Source organism: uncultured Anaerococcus sp., from assembly GCF_963512375.1.
GTDB lineage: Bacteria > Bacillota > Clostridia > Tissierellales > Peptoniphilaceae > Anaerococcus.
Genome location: NZ_CAUPMI010000028.1, coordinates 1 through 14,691, shown reverse-complemented (window position 1 = coordinate 14,691; position 14,691 = coordinate 1). Strand labels below are relative to the sequence as shown.

The 14,691-nt window shown below is 35.4% G+C and carries 30 protein-coding genes and 1 tRNA gene; all 31 read right to left on the bottom strand.

The genetic code is table 11. From position 1 onward, the window contains the following. Window positions 1-6 precede the first annotated feature (6 nt). Complete coding sequence (locus RRB46_RS09895; RefSeq protein ID WP_311538408.1) at window positions 7-378, bottom strand: tail assembly chaperone; 372 nt, start codon at window positions 376-378, stop codon at window positions 7-9. Between the two features lie 51 nt (window positions 379-429). After that, complete coding sequence (locus RRB46_RS09890) at window positions 430-948, bottom strand: phage major tail protein, TP901-1 family (protein ID WP_311538407.1); 519 nt, start codon at window positions 946-948, stop codon at window positions 430-432. Between the two features lie 9 nt (window positions 949-957). Beyond that, entirely contained in the window at window positions 958-1,200 is a 243-nt protein-coding gene (locus tag RRB46_RS09885) for a hypothetical protein (protein WP_311538406.1), read from the bottom strand. A gap of 124 nt (window positions 1,201-1,324) precedes the next feature. Next, on the bottom strand, window positions 1,325-1,675 hold the full coding sequence (locus tag RRB46_RS09880) for an HK97-gp10 family putative phage morphogenesis protein (protein ID WP_311538405.1): 351 nt from the start codon (window positions 1,673-1,675) through the stop codon (window positions 1,325-1,327). Next, on the bottom strand, window positions 1,672-1,965 hold the full coding sequence (locus RRB46_RS09875) for a hypothetical protein (RefSeq protein ID WP_311538404.1): 294 nt from the start codon (window positions 1,963-1,965) through the stop codon (window positions 1,672-1,674). Before RRB46_RS09875 ends, RRB46_RS09880 begins: the two co-directional genes overlap by 4 nt. Then, on the bottom strand, window positions 1,962-2,297 hold the full coding sequence (locus tag RRB46_RS09870; RefSeq protein ID WP_311538403.1) for a phage head-tail connector protein: 336 nt from the start codon (window positions 2,295-2,297) through the stop codon (window positions 1,962-1,964). Before RRB46_RS09870 ends, RRB46_RS09875 begins: the two co-directional genes overlap by 4 nt. Window positions 2,298-2,316: 19 nt before the next feature. Further along, on the bottom strand, window positions 2,317-3,198 hold the full coding sequence (locus RRB46_RS09865) for a hypothetical protein (RefSeq protein WP_311538402.1): 882 nt from the start codon (window positions 3,196-3,198) through the stop codon (window positions 2,317-2,319). 11 nt (window positions 3,199-3,209) lie between these two features. Next, on the bottom strand, window positions 3,210-3,806 hold the full coding sequence (locus RRB46_RS09860) for a DUF4355 domain-containing protein (protein WP_311538400.1): 597 nt from the start codon (window positions 3,804-3,806) through the stop codon (window positions 3,210-3,212). Between the two features lie 70 nt (window positions 3,807-3,876). Further along, window positions 3,877-3,953, bottom strand: a tRNA-Trp gene (locus tag RRB46_RS09855). A gap of 87 nt (window positions 3,954-4,040) precedes the next feature. Next, window positions 4,041-4,412: a hypothetical protein gene (locus RRB46_RS09850; RefSeq protein ID WP_311538399.1), complete on the bottom strand. Its 372-nt coding sequence runs from the start codon at window positions 4,410-4,412 to the stop codon at window positions 4,041-4,043. A gap of 4 nt (window positions 4,413-4,416) precedes the next feature. Beyond that, window positions 4,417-4,677, bottom strand: coding sequence for a hypothetical protein (locus RRB46_RS09845; RefSeq protein WP_311538398.1), 261 nt, complete (start codon window positions 4,675-4,677; stop codon window positions 4,417-4,419). Then, window positions 4,677-4,862 carry a hypothetical protein gene (locus RRB46_RS09840; protein WP_311538397.1) on the bottom strand — a complete coding sequence of 62 codons (186 nt, stop codon included), beginning with the start codon at window positions 4,860-4,862 and terminating at the stop codon, window positions 4,677-4,679. The genes RRB46_RS09845 and RRB46_RS09840 overlap by 1 nt, the downstream gene beginning before the upstream one ends. Further along, on the bottom strand, window positions 4,863-5,780 hold the full coding sequence (locus RRB46_RS09835; protein WP_311538396.1) for a minor capsid protein: 918 nt from the start codon (window positions 5,778-5,780) through the stop codon (window positions 4,863-4,865). It abuts the gene before it with no gap. Next, window positions 5,719-7,155, bottom strand: a complete 1,437-nt coding sequence (locus RRB46_RS09830; protein WP_311538395.1) for a phage portal protein — start codon at window positions 7,153-7,155, stop codon at window positions 5,719-5,721. The genes RRB46_RS09835 and RRB46_RS09830 overlap by 62 nt, the downstream gene beginning before the upstream one ends. Next, entirely contained in the window at window positions 7,152-8,390 is a 1,239-nt protein-coding gene (locus RRB46_RS09825; RefSeq protein ID WP_311538394.1) for a PBSX family phage terminase large subunit, read from the bottom strand. Before RRB46_RS09825 ends, RRB46_RS09830 begins: the two co-directional genes overlap by 4 nt. Continuing rightward, window positions 8,371-8,850, bottom strand: a complete 480-nt coding sequence (locus RRB46_RS09820; protein WP_311538393.1) for a helix-turn-helix domain-containing protein — start codon at window positions 8,848-8,850, stop codon at window positions 8,371-8,373. Before RRB46_RS09820 ends, RRB46_RS09825 begins: the two co-directional genes overlap by 20 nt. Before the next feature lie 8 nt (window positions 8,851-8,858). Next, on the bottom strand, window positions 8,859-9,644 hold the full coding sequence (locus RRB46_RS09815) for an S-adenosylmethionine synthetase N-terminal domain-containing protein (RefSeq protein WP_311538392.1): 786 nt from the start codon (window positions 9,642-9,644) through the stop codon (window positions 8,859-8,861). After that, window positions 9,645-10,670 (bottom strand): radical SAM protein, encoded by a 1,026-nt coding sequence (locus RRB46_RS09810; protein WP_311538391.1) that lies wholly within the window; start codon window positions 10,668-10,670, stop codon window positions 9,645-9,647. Further along, on the bottom strand, window positions 10,663-11,253 hold the full coding sequence (locus RRB46_RS09805; RefSeq protein WP_311538390.1) for a ParB N-terminal domain-containing protein: 591 nt from the start codon (window positions 11,251-11,253) through the stop codon (window positions 10,663-10,665). Before RRB46_RS09805 ends, RRB46_RS09810 begins: the two co-directional genes overlap by 8 nt. 306 nt (window positions 11,254-11,559) lie before the next feature. Beyond that, window positions 11,560-12,024 carry a hypothetical protein gene (locus RRB46_RS09800; RefSeq protein ID WP_311538389.1) on the bottom strand — a complete coding sequence of 155 codons (465 nt, stop codon included), beginning with the start codon at window positions 12,022-12,024 and terminating at the stop codon, window positions 11,560-11,562. Between the two features lie 6 nt (window positions 12,025-12,030). Then, window positions 12,031-12,237 carry a hypothetical protein gene (locus RRB46_RS09795; protein WP_311538388.1) on the bottom strand — a complete coding sequence of 69 codons (207 nt, stop codon included), beginning with the start codon at window positions 12,235-12,237 and terminating at the stop codon, window positions 12,031-12,033. Next, a complete protein-coding gene (locus RRB46_RS09790) occupies window positions 12,230-12,583 on the bottom strand; it encodes a hypothetical protein (RefSeq protein WP_311538387.1) in 354 nt (117 codons plus the stop codon). Before RRB46_RS09790 ends, RRB46_RS09795 begins: the two co-directional genes overlap by 8 nt. After that, on the bottom strand, window positions 12,584-12,958 hold the full coding sequence (locus RRB46_RS09785) for a MazG-like family protein (RefSeq protein WP_265213750.1): 375 nt from the start codon (window positions 12,956-12,958) through the stop codon (window positions 12,584-12,586). Next, the gene (locus RRB46_RS09780) at window positions 12,955-13,149 is read right to left on the bottom strand and encodes a hypothetical protein (protein ID WP_072537058.1); all 195 of its coding nucleotides are present in this window, start codon (window positions 13,147-13,149) and stop codon (window positions 12,955-12,957) included. Before RRB46_RS09780 ends, RRB46_RS09785 begins: the two co-directional genes overlap by 4 nt. Beyond that, a complete protein-coding gene (locus RRB46_RS09775; RefSeq protein ID WP_311538386.1) occupies window positions 13,146-13,340 on the bottom strand; it encodes a hypothetical protein in 195 nt (64 codons plus the stop codon). Before RRB46_RS09775 ends, RRB46_RS09780 begins: the two co-directional genes overlap by 4 nt. Before the next feature lie 2 nt (window positions 13,341-13,342). After that, the gene (locus RRB46_RS09770) at window positions 13,343-13,501 is read right to left on the bottom strand and encodes a hypothetical protein (RefSeq protein WP_311538385.1); all 159 of its coding nucleotides are present in this window, start codon (window positions 13,499-13,501) and stop codon (window positions 13,343-13,345) included. Window positions 13,502-13,510: 9 nt separating this feature from the next. Beyond that, complete coding sequence (locus RRB46_RS09765; protein ID WP_311538384.1) at window positions 13,511-13,783, bottom strand: hypothetical protein; 273 nt, start codon at window positions 13,781-13,783, stop codon at window positions 13,511-13,513. Window positions 13,784-13,794: 11 nt separating this feature from the next. Continuing rightward, window positions 13,795-14,004, bottom strand: a complete 210-nt coding sequence (locus RRB46_RS09760; protein WP_311538383.1) for a hypothetical protein — start codon at window positions 14,002-14,004, stop codon at window positions 13,795-13,797. Continuing rightward, window positions 13,997-14,203, bottom strand: coding sequence for a hypothetical protein (locus RRB46_RS09755; protein WP_311538382.1), 207 nt, complete (start codon window positions 14,201-14,203; stop codon window positions 13,997-13,999). The genes RRB46_RS09760 and RRB46_RS09755 overlap by 8 nt, the downstream gene beginning before the upstream one ends. Beyond that, window positions 14,196-14,417 (bottom strand): hypothetical protein, encoded by a 222-nt coding sequence (locus RRB46_RS09750; protein WP_311538381.1) that lies wholly within the window; start codon window positions 14,415-14,417, stop codon window positions 14,196-14,198. The genes RRB46_RS09755 and RRB46_RS09750 overlap by 8 nt, the downstream gene beginning before the upstream one ends. Before the next feature lie 17 nt (window positions 14,418-14,434). Next, a partial coding sequence (locus tag RRB46_RS09745) for a hypothetical protein (protein ID WP_311538380.1) occupies window positions 14,435-14,691 on the bottom strand: 257 nt, incomplete at its 5' end.

Sequence of the window (14,691 nt, the reverse complement as noted above, 5' to 3'; positions counted from 1 at the left end):
CAGGCTTTACTTCGCTTTTTCCTCTTCCTCCAAAGCTCCCTTTAGACCTTGATAAACTTGTAGGGCTTTCTTCTTGGTCGCTGGTTGCTCTATCAATTGAGATAAAAAATCATCACACAAAGCCCCCAAATCTTCATAATTATCTAAAAATTCTTCAATTTCTTTATCTGTAGGCTTCTTCTTACAGCTTGCAGTCGCTGCCTTAACTAAATCAGGCAGAATAAGCACATCCCCTGTATAAAGGGCAGATACCGCATTTTCAATACCTAATCTGATATCAATACCATTAGTATTTTTTGACCTATCTTTTGATATCTCAGCACAAAATTTTAGTCCAAAGTTAAGTTCATAATCAGTTCCGTTGATAGTTAAATTCATAATTGCTCCTTACTTAAAAAAATATAGGACACTTTAATTAGTGTCCTAGCCTTATCTACTTGTTCCTTCTGTATATGGGGTAACATCCCTAAATGTGTATAGTATTGCTTTCTTATCGCTGTCAGATATAGTCGCAAAGCCTTTTTGTGGTTTGCCATCTATCTTCATAGATGAAGAAATTTCAGCCAAATCTTCCACATTTGATGGAAGTTGCCATGAATCAAGCTTGCCTTGCATATAAAGGGCAGGATATTTCTCCCCTTGCTTTTCTCCAGCAAGGTTGATTTCCCATACTTCTAATACTTTTTGTTCATCTACAGACCTCATAAGCATTTCATTCACTTCATCTTGACTAGCTATAGCGGTTAGATCAAGCGAATACTCAACCCCACCATCAGAAGTAACAGGCCCATCCTTTGTTTTTGTAGAATCAACACTTCTTTCAGCTCCTAGTGTATGCTCAATTTGAAGGGCAAGTTTCGCAGCTGATTTTTTGCTAGCTTCATCTAAAAGCCTAAACATCAATATCTTATCTTTACCATAAATTGGCTTTATTATTGTTTCGTTCATTTTTACTCCTTAATAAAATTTATAATTAAAATCCATGACACCATGCCAAAGTGTTTGGTTCGTCGTATCATCGATTAAAATCCTAGTGTTACTTCCAAACATATAAAAAGAGTGCAGTTTTTCTAATTTTCCGCACTCTTCTCTAATTTTTTGACATATACTTTGACACTCACACCTAGACCTATCACTAGTCCAAACATGGATGAAAATTGATATCTCACCCACTGCAAAAGACTTTGTAGCCCTAGGCATTATCTGTGTCTCTCCTACAATCACAAAGGGGTATTTGCTTCCTTTTCTTGGCAAAGATTGGTAACAGTCATACCCCATTTTTTGTATCTTGCTAAAAATTAAATCATAAAGTTCCTGCTCCATATCACATCTTTTCCAAATCTTTTAAGAATCCATCTTTGACCGCATTCAAGGCAGGTTTTACAAAAGGTTCAGCTTCCATCTTCCTAGTACCAAACTCCACATAAGCTGCATATTCAGTATTAGGAGCTACAACAGCAGTTAGACCGCCATTTTCAATATCAAGCTCGATAGACCTTTTGGTCTCACCAGTCGAATATCCCTTAACAAAGATCACTCCAGGAGTCGCATTTTGCTTCATCTTTTTTTGCAATAAAGCCCCATGCTTCTTGACAGTCTTTCTGGCAAATTCAAGATTTTTGATAGTCTTAAGTTTTTTTACCAGCGTATCACCGCCATTAATCACAATCTTCATATCTCACCTACCATATAGCCTGTCTTAGTCCTAAAGATTTCTTTAGCTAAAACCTGATATCTTTTGCCATCAATCTCCACTTGGTCGTAATCCTTACCTAGACCCTTAATAACAAGGCTAATTGCCCCCACATCTATTTTAGATAGGAGTTCATTCTTAAGCTCCACACCTAAAGCCCTGTAAGAGCAGTATTTTTCATCTCGTATCTCGATAGGCTTCATCCCACCGATTTCAGGATCATACTCATCTCTTAGTGTCCTAATAAAAATAACTTTCTTGTCAAATCTCATAGGATTTTCACCTCCCACTTGCCAGAAAAAGAGCTTCTATTTTTAGCATAATTTAAACACTTTTCCAAAAGCTTATCTTCATACTTTGTATCGTAAGTTTCAGACCCAGCAGTTTTAGATTCTTTGCTCATGCCCTCAGAACCTATCTTGTTAAACCTGTAGATTACAAGCTCTATAAGCACATAATTAAGTTCATCAGGCACCTCTTCAAGGACTAGAAAAGGACTCATAACATCAAGCATTTTAGCCTTTTGCAAAGCCTCAACAGACATTATCAAGTCCCTATCTACATCCCCTATTAAATTTTCATAGGTCATGAGATTATCAATCATAATCCCACCTCCTTAACTTTTACGCTCCAGCTCCAGCAGGTGCTTTAATAGCGATTTTAAAGACCCCGTCAGTTCTTTCTGCAAAAAGCTTAAGAGCATACATTGCATAAGTAGAAACTGATATTCTATCCAGTCCAGCTTCTCTGGCAACACCTATAATTCCAGTTTTATCAGATACAAAACCAAATCCAGCCTTGGCAATCTCACCGCCAGCAACATTAGCATAAACTAGGTTTAAGTTTTCATGTGCAGTAGTGTAGATAGTTCCTTTTGGCACTAGAGAGGTAACAATTGTAGTAGTAGTACCCATAAATCCTGTTAGGTATTGTAGACCGAAAGCCTGTTGGACTATGATATTGCCCTTAGCTAGATAGTCAGCCACATCAAGTGGATTGACAAAAACAATAGTACCTACACTCTCACCAGCAAAGGCGACATTGATATTGCCCCATGCTTGGGCAAAAGCATCTTTCACGCTTGTAGCAGTAACTGATTTCTTAGTAGACTTTAATTGTGCGAAAAAGTCATTTCTGATATTTTCTTGCATTTCTCTTAGCATTAAGTTATCTGATTTAATAACCGCTTCGGTAAATCCTCTTTTTTGGATTTCCTCAGCTGGTACTAGTTTTCTATATTTCTTGTACTCAAGTGTATATTCTTGGTCTGGTTCCCTTTTAGTGGTAGATAGAGGGATTACATCACCAGGTGCCACATTTCCATCTGCTAGGGTAACACTTGACTTATAAGTCTTGATAGTATCACCAATATTAAGTTTTTGTGCTCTTTGAATTCCTAGCATTTCTTGTAGGGACTCAATTTTATTTCCAAAAACATTTACAAAGTCAATATCCGCAACCTTAAGATAGTTTGCAGAAGTCATTGTATTTTCTAAAACAGCCATTTTTTCTCCTTTTACTCAAATAATTCTAAATTTTCAGCAATTGCAGCCTGTCTTTTTACTGAGTCTTTAATCCCTAGTATCTCAGCCTTGGTCGCGCTTGCCGATTTTGTTCCGCTTGTCTTAACTTCAGGACTTTTTCCCCTCAAGGCCTCAGTGATTCCACTTTCCACCGCCTCCTTAAATTCCTTTGCAAAGTCCTTAACAATTTCCTTAGTCGATTCAGCTTCATCTGTAATCAAATTAGCTACAAGTCCATCAGAAACCTTGATTCCCTCTTCATAAAGCATATTTTTAGCAACCTTGGCCATGGCATTTTGATTTTCCCTTTGCTTATATGCTTCAAGCTCTTTTTCATACTTTTCAAGCTTGTATTTCAGCTGGTCTTCTTCATTCATCTTTTCCAGCTTTTGGGCTTCCTCAAGTTCCTTGATTTTCTCTTCTTGCTGCTTCTGCCACTTAGCTTGCTTTTTCTTAACAATTTCATCGACATCAGCGTCTGAATATTTTAATTCAGCTTCTTTCTTATCCTCAGTCGCTTCTTTAGTGACATCCTCAGCCTTAACTTCTTCTTGCTTCTCATCAATTACAGCTTTTTTCTCTTCTGACATAATTTCCTCCATAATTTTAAGTTGTAATGCTTAACTATCCTTAGCTTTTAGTGCCTTCAAAGCTTGGGCATGGCAGAGCTTAAAGGATTTGAACCTTCATCTTCCAGATTTGGAGTCTGGTGTTTTCCCTGATTAAACTAAAGCTCCATAAAAAAATCGCACGATTAACGCACGATTAAATTATTGATATTTACTTGTTTTGTGTGTTTTTCCACACGATTAATTCACGATTATTTATTTTAATAAGCTATATAATCTAGTTATATCTTTAGGTTTATGCCCGTCATATTCTGGGGCAAACTCTAATTCTTTTACATCGAAATTATCCCAATAATCTAAATGATAATGATACGTGTATTGCTCCTCAGGCGTTTCAATCCCACATATAAAGCTATCATCTCCAAACATTGTTCCGTCATGGTGCTTTTTAGCCTTCCATGATATTTCCTTGTTTTGATTAAGTATTATTGAGAATAAGACCATCCTATGGTAATACAATTCTTCAAATGTATGATAACCATCTGATATTGCTTTTCTTGATACTCCTTCATTTCTTAATTTTTCAATTTCCTTATTTAGTGATTGTATTTTTTGGTTGATTTCCATATTTTTATTTCCTTGTTCCTTTGTTTACATTGTAGTATCTCTGCTTCTTTTTAAGTTTCTTAAATTCTTCCTCAGTCAAAAGCCTCTGCATAGCAATCTTGTATTTTTTGTTATAGGGATATTTCCCACAATCAATTAACTTCCTAACATTTTCAGCGTCTTTCTTGCATAAAAAATGAGCGTGTTGCTCATAAGCACCGCCCTCTCGTATTAGTATCCGCTTCCTTTTAGGTAATTTTGGATAATATTTTATAGTCAGTTTCATCACTTCTCATTAAATTTTTCTCTAAACCATCTTTCATTTTTTATACCCACCACAACAGCAGATATAATCCATGTTAAAAATATTAATCCTGATACTATATAAGGGGCAAACACTGCCCACCAAGACCAAGATAGATAACCTAAAGCCTTTAATATTATTAATGTTATTTGTAATAAAGTTATCATTTATTCCTCCTTAAAATGTGCCACAGTCGTACACCTACACCTTGGATGCCATAAAGGAATGTTATCCCCCTCGACAGCCTCTGATATCTTTACAATCTTGCCATCATGTGGGCTACAGTGCCTGCAAGCAGTAGGCTCAGTCATAATCTCTAGGTACTCATATCCTCCCTCCCTGTAGGCGTCCATCTGGGTCTGAATCCAAACCCTACCCGACTCAGTAAATGCTAATCTTTCAGTAGCACTTTTGATATTTTTGATATCTTTACTCACCAAATCAGTAAGCTTTTTTGCAAATTCTTTAGGATTCTTGCCTTGTAGGATAACCGACTCGACATTCCTTTCAAGCCTCCTAGAAAGCTCCCTAGTATCACGCCAAACCCTATCAGAAAAATGGGCATTGTGGTAATCTTGATTGACTATAAATTCTGCACGCCTGATTATCCTTTTTTCGCTTATATTAAGCCCCAGGATGCCCGCCTGCCTTTTGTATTCATCGATAGACCCTTGGATTAGATGTTCTTTTAATTCGTTTTCTATCTTAGATCCAGCACCTATAGCATGGACTTTCAAAATCTCACTCAAAAGCTCCAGTCGATTAAGTCTCATGGTCACATTATAAAGCTTCATTTCTCGGTTAGCTCTTGGAGAAAAATCCTTATCCCTCACATACCTCTTAGCTAGGGCTTCATAATCTTTGACATCAGCCTTGCTAATTCTTTTTCTTGCTTCTTCAATCGAGATGCCCTCAGAATTAGCAAATCTTAAGATACTCGAATTAATTTCTTTTCTTAAATTCCTTAAAAGCTCATCGTAAATATAAGAGACTCTTTCTTTAGCAAAGGCCTCATCCCTTTGTTTAGACTTCAGCAGGTTTTGATACTCTCTCTGCTTCCAATAATCCTTGCTTGTTATAGACATCTATCATGCTCCAATCGTCCCCATGGTCGTGTGGTATATCTGTATCAAATTCATCTTCTTTTTCCATCTTTTCGATTTCTTCTTTGACATTGTCCACAATAGAAAGATTAGATAAGTTTGTTTCTTTACTAATTAGACCATTTAAAGTATTAACTATCTGTGCTTCCTCTAACACATTTTTAGGCATATTTCTTGTAAACTTGTAACTAATACCCTTATATGCCCCTTTATCACTCCAAGTCGGTAAATTACAAAGCATTTTATATCTTGTTTTTAGCCCTGCTGAAAATTTACGCTCTTTAATCTTACAAATATTATCAAGTCCAATGAGTTTATAGGCTAATGCTATGCCACTTGACGTTCCGAAATTCTCATCCGATAAATTAGGAACCATAGATAATTGGTATATTTTTTCTTCAAGTCTATCAAGTAAATTCTCTTGAGTCTGATCCGCATCTGGCTTGGTGAGAAAATCTACATCTGGCTGCGTAGTGTCAGCTTCGCTAGTAGTTTTATACAAATTCCAAATCCTATTTTCTCTGAGAAACTCCACTTGTTCATCAGTTAATTCAACGCCAATCACCTTCAAATAAGCATCTGCAAAATAATCAACATCATTAGCTTTTTCACTTATAACCTTATCTACTTGGTTTATCATGGTATATACTGATTCAAAAGCACACTGGCACTCTTCATTTTCTCTATACTCAATAACAGGACAATACCCAAAATAATGAGAATATTCTTCAGAAATATAAAGTCCATTTTCCCCTTCTTCAAAATAATATATGTTTTTATTATCCGAAAAAGTCCCTTTCAAATTCCCACTTTGATCTCTATAGTAATGAACACCATATCTAATTCTCTTTCTTATAGAATTATCTCTAATAACGAAAGTCTCTAGAGGGCTAACGTGTAAGATATTTTCCATTGCTTCCTCATCCATATAAAGCATTTCATAACCTACACCAAAGATAGACATATCCTTTGCCAGCTCGTATTGCTCATCTTCAAGGTCATTAAAATCAGATATATCTGTAATTTTTTCTACAAATTTTTCATCCTCATGATTAATCTTAATGGGTATACCCAAAAAATAGCCATTAAGAGTGTCAACGATATACTTTGCAAAATTCATCACTATTCGATTATCTGGTTTACTTAAAGGTTTAGGCTCATAAAATAAAATATTATGTTTACTCTTATAAGCTCTGAGCAGAGGCTCAAACCTGCTTTTCACCATGCTTTTATGCTTCATAATAAAAGTCTCAATCATATCAGCGTCAATCACATCTTCTTTATCAATTATAAATTCCTCAAAGCTAGTAGGAATCAACCTAGGAATTACACTATAATCCCTATTATCAATTATCATATAAAATCACCTCTAAATGTTTTGATTTTTCCACCGCTATCTTTCATATCTGTATAAATTGCATATCTCATAGCGTCCATAACATCGTCATACTCCTTTATAACTTGGTCTGTGCTTGTATTATCCTTCCAGACATAGGAATATATCTCTTCTTTAAATCTCTTCGCTATAGGCTCAAATATAAACAATCTACAGGTCTTATACAGGATAGCTACCTGCTCAATACCCTCTATAACTTTTTTACTAGCAAGCCTAGCATCTAGTCCATCATTGATGAACCTATCTATATGCTCAACCCTAGCCGAATCACAATAGAAAACTAATCTAGGGTATTTTTCATCAAGTTTTTTAGCTTCATTAGCCCACCAGTCAATCTCTTTCTGAGTCTCAGCTACTTCATCAATCATTATGTACTCATTATTTTCAGTGATTCCAAAAACAACAATAGCTCCATAATGCCCATAGCCCCAGTCGACACCAGCAATATATCTTTTAAAATTCTTAAATCTTAAATCATTGATGAAATGTATAGTAGAATCAAAATCCTTATAAACCATCCCATAACCAGAAACCCAGTTTCCGTAAATGTTACGCTCCGTAAACATCCCAGCAGGCGTGGTCTCAATGGTAGATTGTAAATATCTTTTATCCAGAAAAGTATTGTCAAAAATAGTAAACTTATAAGACAAAATCCTATCCGTTGGATTGTCTATATACTCTTTCTTAAGCCAATGCTCAGGATTATCAGGGTTAGTATCACAAAGTATTCTAGCACCACGACCCGAACACCTCGATCTAATTTCATCAAAGACCTGTTCGTTAGCAAGTGATGCCTCGTTGACATAAGCTCCATAAGCGGTCATACCTCTAATACGACCTAAACCGTCAACCTTCCCATGTCCGACCTGCACCACATAGACACCGCACAAAGTAAAATTGCCTAGTTTATCAAACTTAAAATCAATACCATACTTAGAAGATAGCTCAATCAAAACATTCTGATATATGGTAGACTTAGAAAATCCTGCTAATATGTATTGAGGTTTTTCCACCTTCTCCATATCAGCAATCTTTCTAACTCTTATCAATTCCCTTAAAAATAAGTCGTTATTTAATTGAGTTTTACCAGACCTTTTAGCTCCATGGAGAATTAAGATGAACCAGTCTTTTTTGCCGATTTCCGAATATATCTCCTGCTGCTTTTTAGTCAGTAACTTATTGATTTTCTTCTTCATCGCCTATCAACTCATCATCTAATAGCTCAATATAACGCATAATAGCCTTATCATCGTTGACAACTTCCTCAACCGCTTTTCTATCCTTCCAGTTATCAGGGTCTCGATTTTTAAGCCAAAAAATAAGGGCAGTAACATTAGAGGGTATCCGCCTTTTACGCTTCCTAATCCTCTTAATCTCCTCCCCATTTCTAATGGTTATATCTGTATCCACTTCTTCAATGTAATGTCCTATCCCTGCTTGGTGAAGTGCTTGGACACTCTCAGCATCAAAAACTTTCTTGCCCTTTTTTAAAGCCTCCGAAATCTCCTCATGCTTCTTCTTCCACTCGTAAAGGGTAGACTCTGCAATCCCCATAGCTTCAGCAATCTGTCTATCAGTAAGCCCATCAATAGCCCAAGACTTCAACAATGTTAAATTTTCTTCCTTTAGCCACTCATGGTACTTACCCTTAGCCAAATAATCACCTACCTAATCAGCCCCCACTCAGCGAACTTCTCAAATCCTCCGATTATATCAATATAGTTTCTAGCAATATGAACTATCTCTTCATAAGGTTTACCATCGATTTCTTCATCTCCAATAGCACACGACAGCTTCACTTCTTCTCCTGTTTCCTGTGCCTTTAAATGTGCATAGATATTAACTGACACATCTGCCTTGGATAAGTCTTTTCCATGTAGACCTCCACCAGTCACACCATCTCCCATATCAGAGCCTAGTTTTCTATTAGTGCAACCAGTATCAACATCAAGTCCTCCAGTCCAATCCCCTAAAGGATTAATAACTGCTCCTCTATACTTATCTTCTAGCTCTTTGCCATCGGCATTTGACTGACAAATAATAAGCCTTCTTCCATCAAGAATATACTTACCATCTTCTCCGTATTGATCGTAAATGTTTTTAGCTATTGAGGTTAGATGTTTTTGCTCCTTAGTGACTGGACTACCCTTAAAAATTCCATTATCCCCACACCTAACTTTGCCATCTTGATTTTTAGCTAAATGTTCATCCTGTCTAGCATGAATAATCTCCACATCATCAATCCCAGCTATCCTCTTAACTATTTTTTGTATATCTTCAAAATCAAAAAAACACGAAGATTCAATAATAATATTGCATACCCCGTGTCCAATTAAAACCTCTACTGCTATTTTAGGTTCTTCTTCAATTTTATATCCCAAATCCACTATTGCTCCTGCTATCCTATCAGCTATCTTGTCAGGATGCATAGGGTTTACTTTTTCAAACATTTATTTTCCTTTCTTTCCAAATATTTCTGATATAAAGTCTTTTTTGTTTTTAGCAGTATTAATCATCTCCCCTACAAAGCTTTCGTTTTTCAATCTTCTACCGTTTATAGTGTTTTGATATAATGCTGCAAAAACTCTCCCTGTACCTTTTTTTGTCATGTTTTCTGTATATTTAGGCTTCTTTCCGTTTATTATATGGTTAAGATTGAAAGTATTTTCTTTAAAGCCTTCAAGGTTTTCAATACCACAGCAACATAAACTATCCCCTAAGGCTCTAGTCCTATTTTCACCACTAAAACACCTTAAACCCAACCTGTGGCATTCTTTTTTTATATCTAATATATCATTTCTTATATCATCTAAAGCATATGTAAAGTCAGTTCCTACTTTCACTAATCCAGGTTTCTTTTTATTAAACTTCATACCTTCGATTATTACTCCATATGCCCCTGCCTCTTTAAATAACTTTAAATTATTAATTATCTCAGCTTTAAACTCCCTCATATAAGGTTGTATTCTTATAATAACTCTTTTAACTTTAGGTGAAATTTTGCTTACTATTCCTAATCTTTCATCAAAAGTTGGACACCCTTTTTCTATTTCATCATAACTGCTACAAGCCATCGAAACCTGTATAACACAGTTACATCTACTTAATATTTCTATATATTTATCATCACCTAATAATCTTCCTTTAGTGGACATAACAAAAGGATATTGAGTTTTAGCTAATAATTCTAGGCACTCATACGTATACCCTGTTTTACGCTCAATAGGTTGTAAAGGGTCACTCATCCCCCCCATGTGTAACGGTATATCCCAATCGCACCAATTAGTTTCAATAGTCCTTTCGCCCTCGATAAATCTTTTTAAAGTATCTACGCTTTCGCCTTTTCTTATATTATTATAAAATCCATCCTGCTTTTTAGTTGCAAAACAATATTGACACCCATGTGTACAGCCTACATATGTATCAAATCGTATAGGTAAATCACATAAAAAAACTTGACTTCCACAATTAGGCATCCTTTAACCCCTCCGCTCTTAATATAATATCTTCTACTACTTTTTCTTTACCAACTTCTTCTATATATTCATTAATGAGTTCTTCCTTTTCAATAGGAAATACAAAAGACATTGAAAAATGGTCATTCTCCCCTTTAGTCATAGACAACCCGTTCTCGTCTAGCTCGTCTATATAAGACATATCTAACACATCATTATCTATAAAACCGAATTCTTCCATATCGAAGTCAAGGTCCATCTCTTTTAATTCCTCAAATTCAGAATCAAGTAAAGACCAATCCCAATCAGCCAATTCTCCAACTTTATTATCAGCAAGCCTAAAAGCCTTAACCTCAGCCTCAGTCAAATCATCAGCAATAATAACAGGAACTTCATCCATACCTAGCTTTTTAGCCGCAAGTAGCCTAGTATGACCCGTAACAATCTCATTTCCCTTATCAATAACAATAGGTACTTTAAAGCCAAAATTCTTAATCGAACTAGCCACCGCATCTACTGCATTTGCATTATCCCTAGGGTTATTTACATAAGGTATAAGCTCCTCTACACTCTTATAGACTATATTAATTTCTTTTTTATCCATAAATCCTCCTTAAATTTAAGCCTATCAGCCAGACCATCCACCAACAGCATTTAGCATTTGAAAAACATTTTAAGAGAAACCACTCTCTATAAAGTGGGGAAAGAATGGAAACCCCACTACCCGAATACTTATAATCTATTTTGAAAGGAGGTGCTAATCGTGGATAGCCTGACTCATAGGCTTAAAGGCATAAAAAAAGACGGTATCGCTACCGCCTGTAATTATAGAGTTAAACAGTTTTTAAAAATCAGTTACACTTTTACATCTTACCTAAATTATATGATAATTAGGTGTTTTTGTCCACCCCTACTCATGAATCATCTTATAAATTCTTAGCAAAGCCAAATCAGACTTCTTCCAGATAGCTGACTTAGACAAACCGTATTCAGCCCCTAGAAGCCTCATAGTAGAAGTGCCATATATCCATATCCTAAAGACAATACCTATCATCTTAGGGTCATCTAGGCTTTTAATAGCCCAGTCTAAATCTTTATACTCGCCCTTGATATCCTTGATAAGTTTCTCCCTGCTATGGATATCATCCATCACCTTGCAAATCTTACTTTCTTGGCTGCTACCACCCCCTTTACTTGGATTAGTATTAGCAAGGCCAGAGCCTACACCTTGGATACCATCCCTCTTGATAGCAATCTCAAGCCTTAACTCATCAATCTTTTTAAGACACTCCCCATACTCCCTTAGAGTCGCCTTAGTATCAGCAATACGCTTCTTATCCTTAATTTTCTTAAGGTCTTTAATATGCTTTTCCATTTTAGATTAATACCTCCCCTTATCCAATTCCCTTAGAATTCTCTTCTTTTCATAAGCTCCTACATCGTTAAATCCTTTTTCAAACCTGACCCCTTGCTTATCCACTCTAGAACAGGCAATCTTGGTCTTTTTATAGATATTTATATATCCGTCTTCAACCTCAATATCATAACCTACAAAGACTCTATCAATAAGGTCTTTTTGTTTAGTCATTTTTTATCTCCTCAATTTTTTTGATAATATAATCAACGCTTCCCTTTAATTCTTCCTTGGTCATCCTATATACATCTTCAACCTCATAATCCTTAGTCAAAGCCATCATATACATCTCCTCCTTAGATGGTATGAGCATAGTAACCACAAGGGAAATTATAAAAAATACCCCAGCAACCTTTAAAAACCTTTTAATCAATTTTTCTTCAGAACCATCTAATGTTCCAGTAGTATGCAGATAAAACAATCCTCCAAAAAACAAAGCTGCCATCGATAAAAGCTCAAAGAGGAGGGAGGTATTGCCAAATTTATCCAAAAAAGAAATTAAATATATAATCTTACCCATCTACAGATCCTCCTCCTTCACAAACGTACCATGTAGAGTCTTTCCTTTCCTATCCTTAATCTTATCATAAGCCATAGACAAGCACTCAACAGGGTCAACCCCAATCTGCTCACAAAGGATAATCAAGGTTACAAAAACATCTCCCATTTCATCCTTCATACTCATCCACACATCATGTTCCTTAATCGAAAAATCCTGCTCGATCTTTTTATCGTGTTTGAATTTTTTATACAAACCCCAAATATTAAATTCAGTCTTAAACTCGAAGACCTCCTCGATAAACTTCATAAACTGTTTAGGGGCATTTTCAGCGTGGAGCAAATCCTTATCATCTGCCCAGCTTAACACTTTTTCTTGTAATTGTTCAAAGGTCATCTATATCTCCCATTTTCAATCTCATATAATCTTGAGTTTATATTTTTTCTAATTCTGTTTATTAACATAGCATTGATATCTGCATTATCATCTTCTTTAGCATCTGATGGATTTCTAAACATATTGTTTTTTAATTCTTCAAAATCAACTTCGCAAGCTGAAAGTAATTTTTCTACCTCTTTAATTTTCATTCTGTAAACTCTCCTATATACTCAAACCCCCATTCCTTGACTTCCTCATCCTTTAATTTCCTATCATAAACAAACAAATCATAATATTTACTACCATCTGTATCCTGATTTCTTGAAGCCATCACAAAAGCTTTTGTTAAATAAGCATAGCCATCAAAATTTCTCAATTTACTAGCATAAACGTATCTCACTTCTAATCCTCCATCCTCTCATCAATAACCCTATTAGCCACATATAAAGCAACAGCCACCACTAAACAAAACAAAAGGCTTTTCCAATCGTATTTATCCATAAAAATCTTTAAAACCATCAGCCACAACAGCCAATCGTTAATATCCCTTTTTCTAGTCATTTTTTACCTTCATTCCTCTTTTAGTCCCTCTACAATATGTTCAAAAAATTTAATTAAAGCCTCTTTTCTTTCTTTTCTGTTGGCAATCCTAATGTCTTTATCCAAGTCATGATCATATTCTCTAAATTCTGTATCTATAAAAATTGTTGTAAGCTCGTTAATTATGCTTTGTGGTGTGTCTTGCTCCGATAAAAGTATTTCGTCCCATTGACTACCCATCAAGCACTCATCATCTTTTAAAATTAATTGGTACAATCTTTCTGCTTTTTTGCTATCAATCATTCTTTACTCTCCTAATCAAACTCATAAGAAACATCATCAATCTTTTTCCCACATTCAGGACAAGTTATATCTATATATTTCCAATCTGAAAGATCACTCCATGATAAACCCTGGTCACTTAAAAAATCATCAAAACATTGTGTAATATTTTCTCCACAATATGGACAAGTGTAATCCACTTCAATTGGTGCTTGTATAACAGTTACTACTGTGTTACTCATCTTTTACCTCCACCAATTCCTCTCTACCCTTCCAAAATCCTAATTTGAAATTTAAGTAAGAATATAACTTGATAAGTTTTTCCCCGTTACATGGTACTGTGTTCATATCGCTAGCTGATTTAAATTCATCTTCAATTAAAGTATTTATCATCTTTACTTGTTCTTGTGTTAAGTCAAATTCAAATTTTTTATCAGTCATCTATAACCTCCACTTTCGCCCAATGCCTAGGGTTTATAAATATCACTCTTTCATCACGTGCGGGATTGCCCGTACCTAAACAATAGGTCTGTGTTAATCTTATGCTTTCATTGTTTCCAAGTGTGATATCCTCATAGCATTGGTTAAAATAATCTAAGTCCTCTTTTACTTCAATTTCTTCTTCATAATATGGATTAAGCAATATTATTTTCATTCTTCCGCCTCCCTATTCTACAGATATTCTGTTGTAATCAATCCATTAATTGCAAGACCTGCAACAATATCTAAAGCTGTCCTTGTATCGCTATATCTACAATTCGCTCTTTTGTGGATTCTCGGGTCACTATCAGACCAATCTATAATATCAATTATCGCTTTACTTAGAAAAATCATTTTGCAACCTTTAGCTACGCATAAGTAATAACAACCATTCTTGCCATAACTACCTTTACACTTTTTAAACCCATACTTTTCATATTCTTTAACAT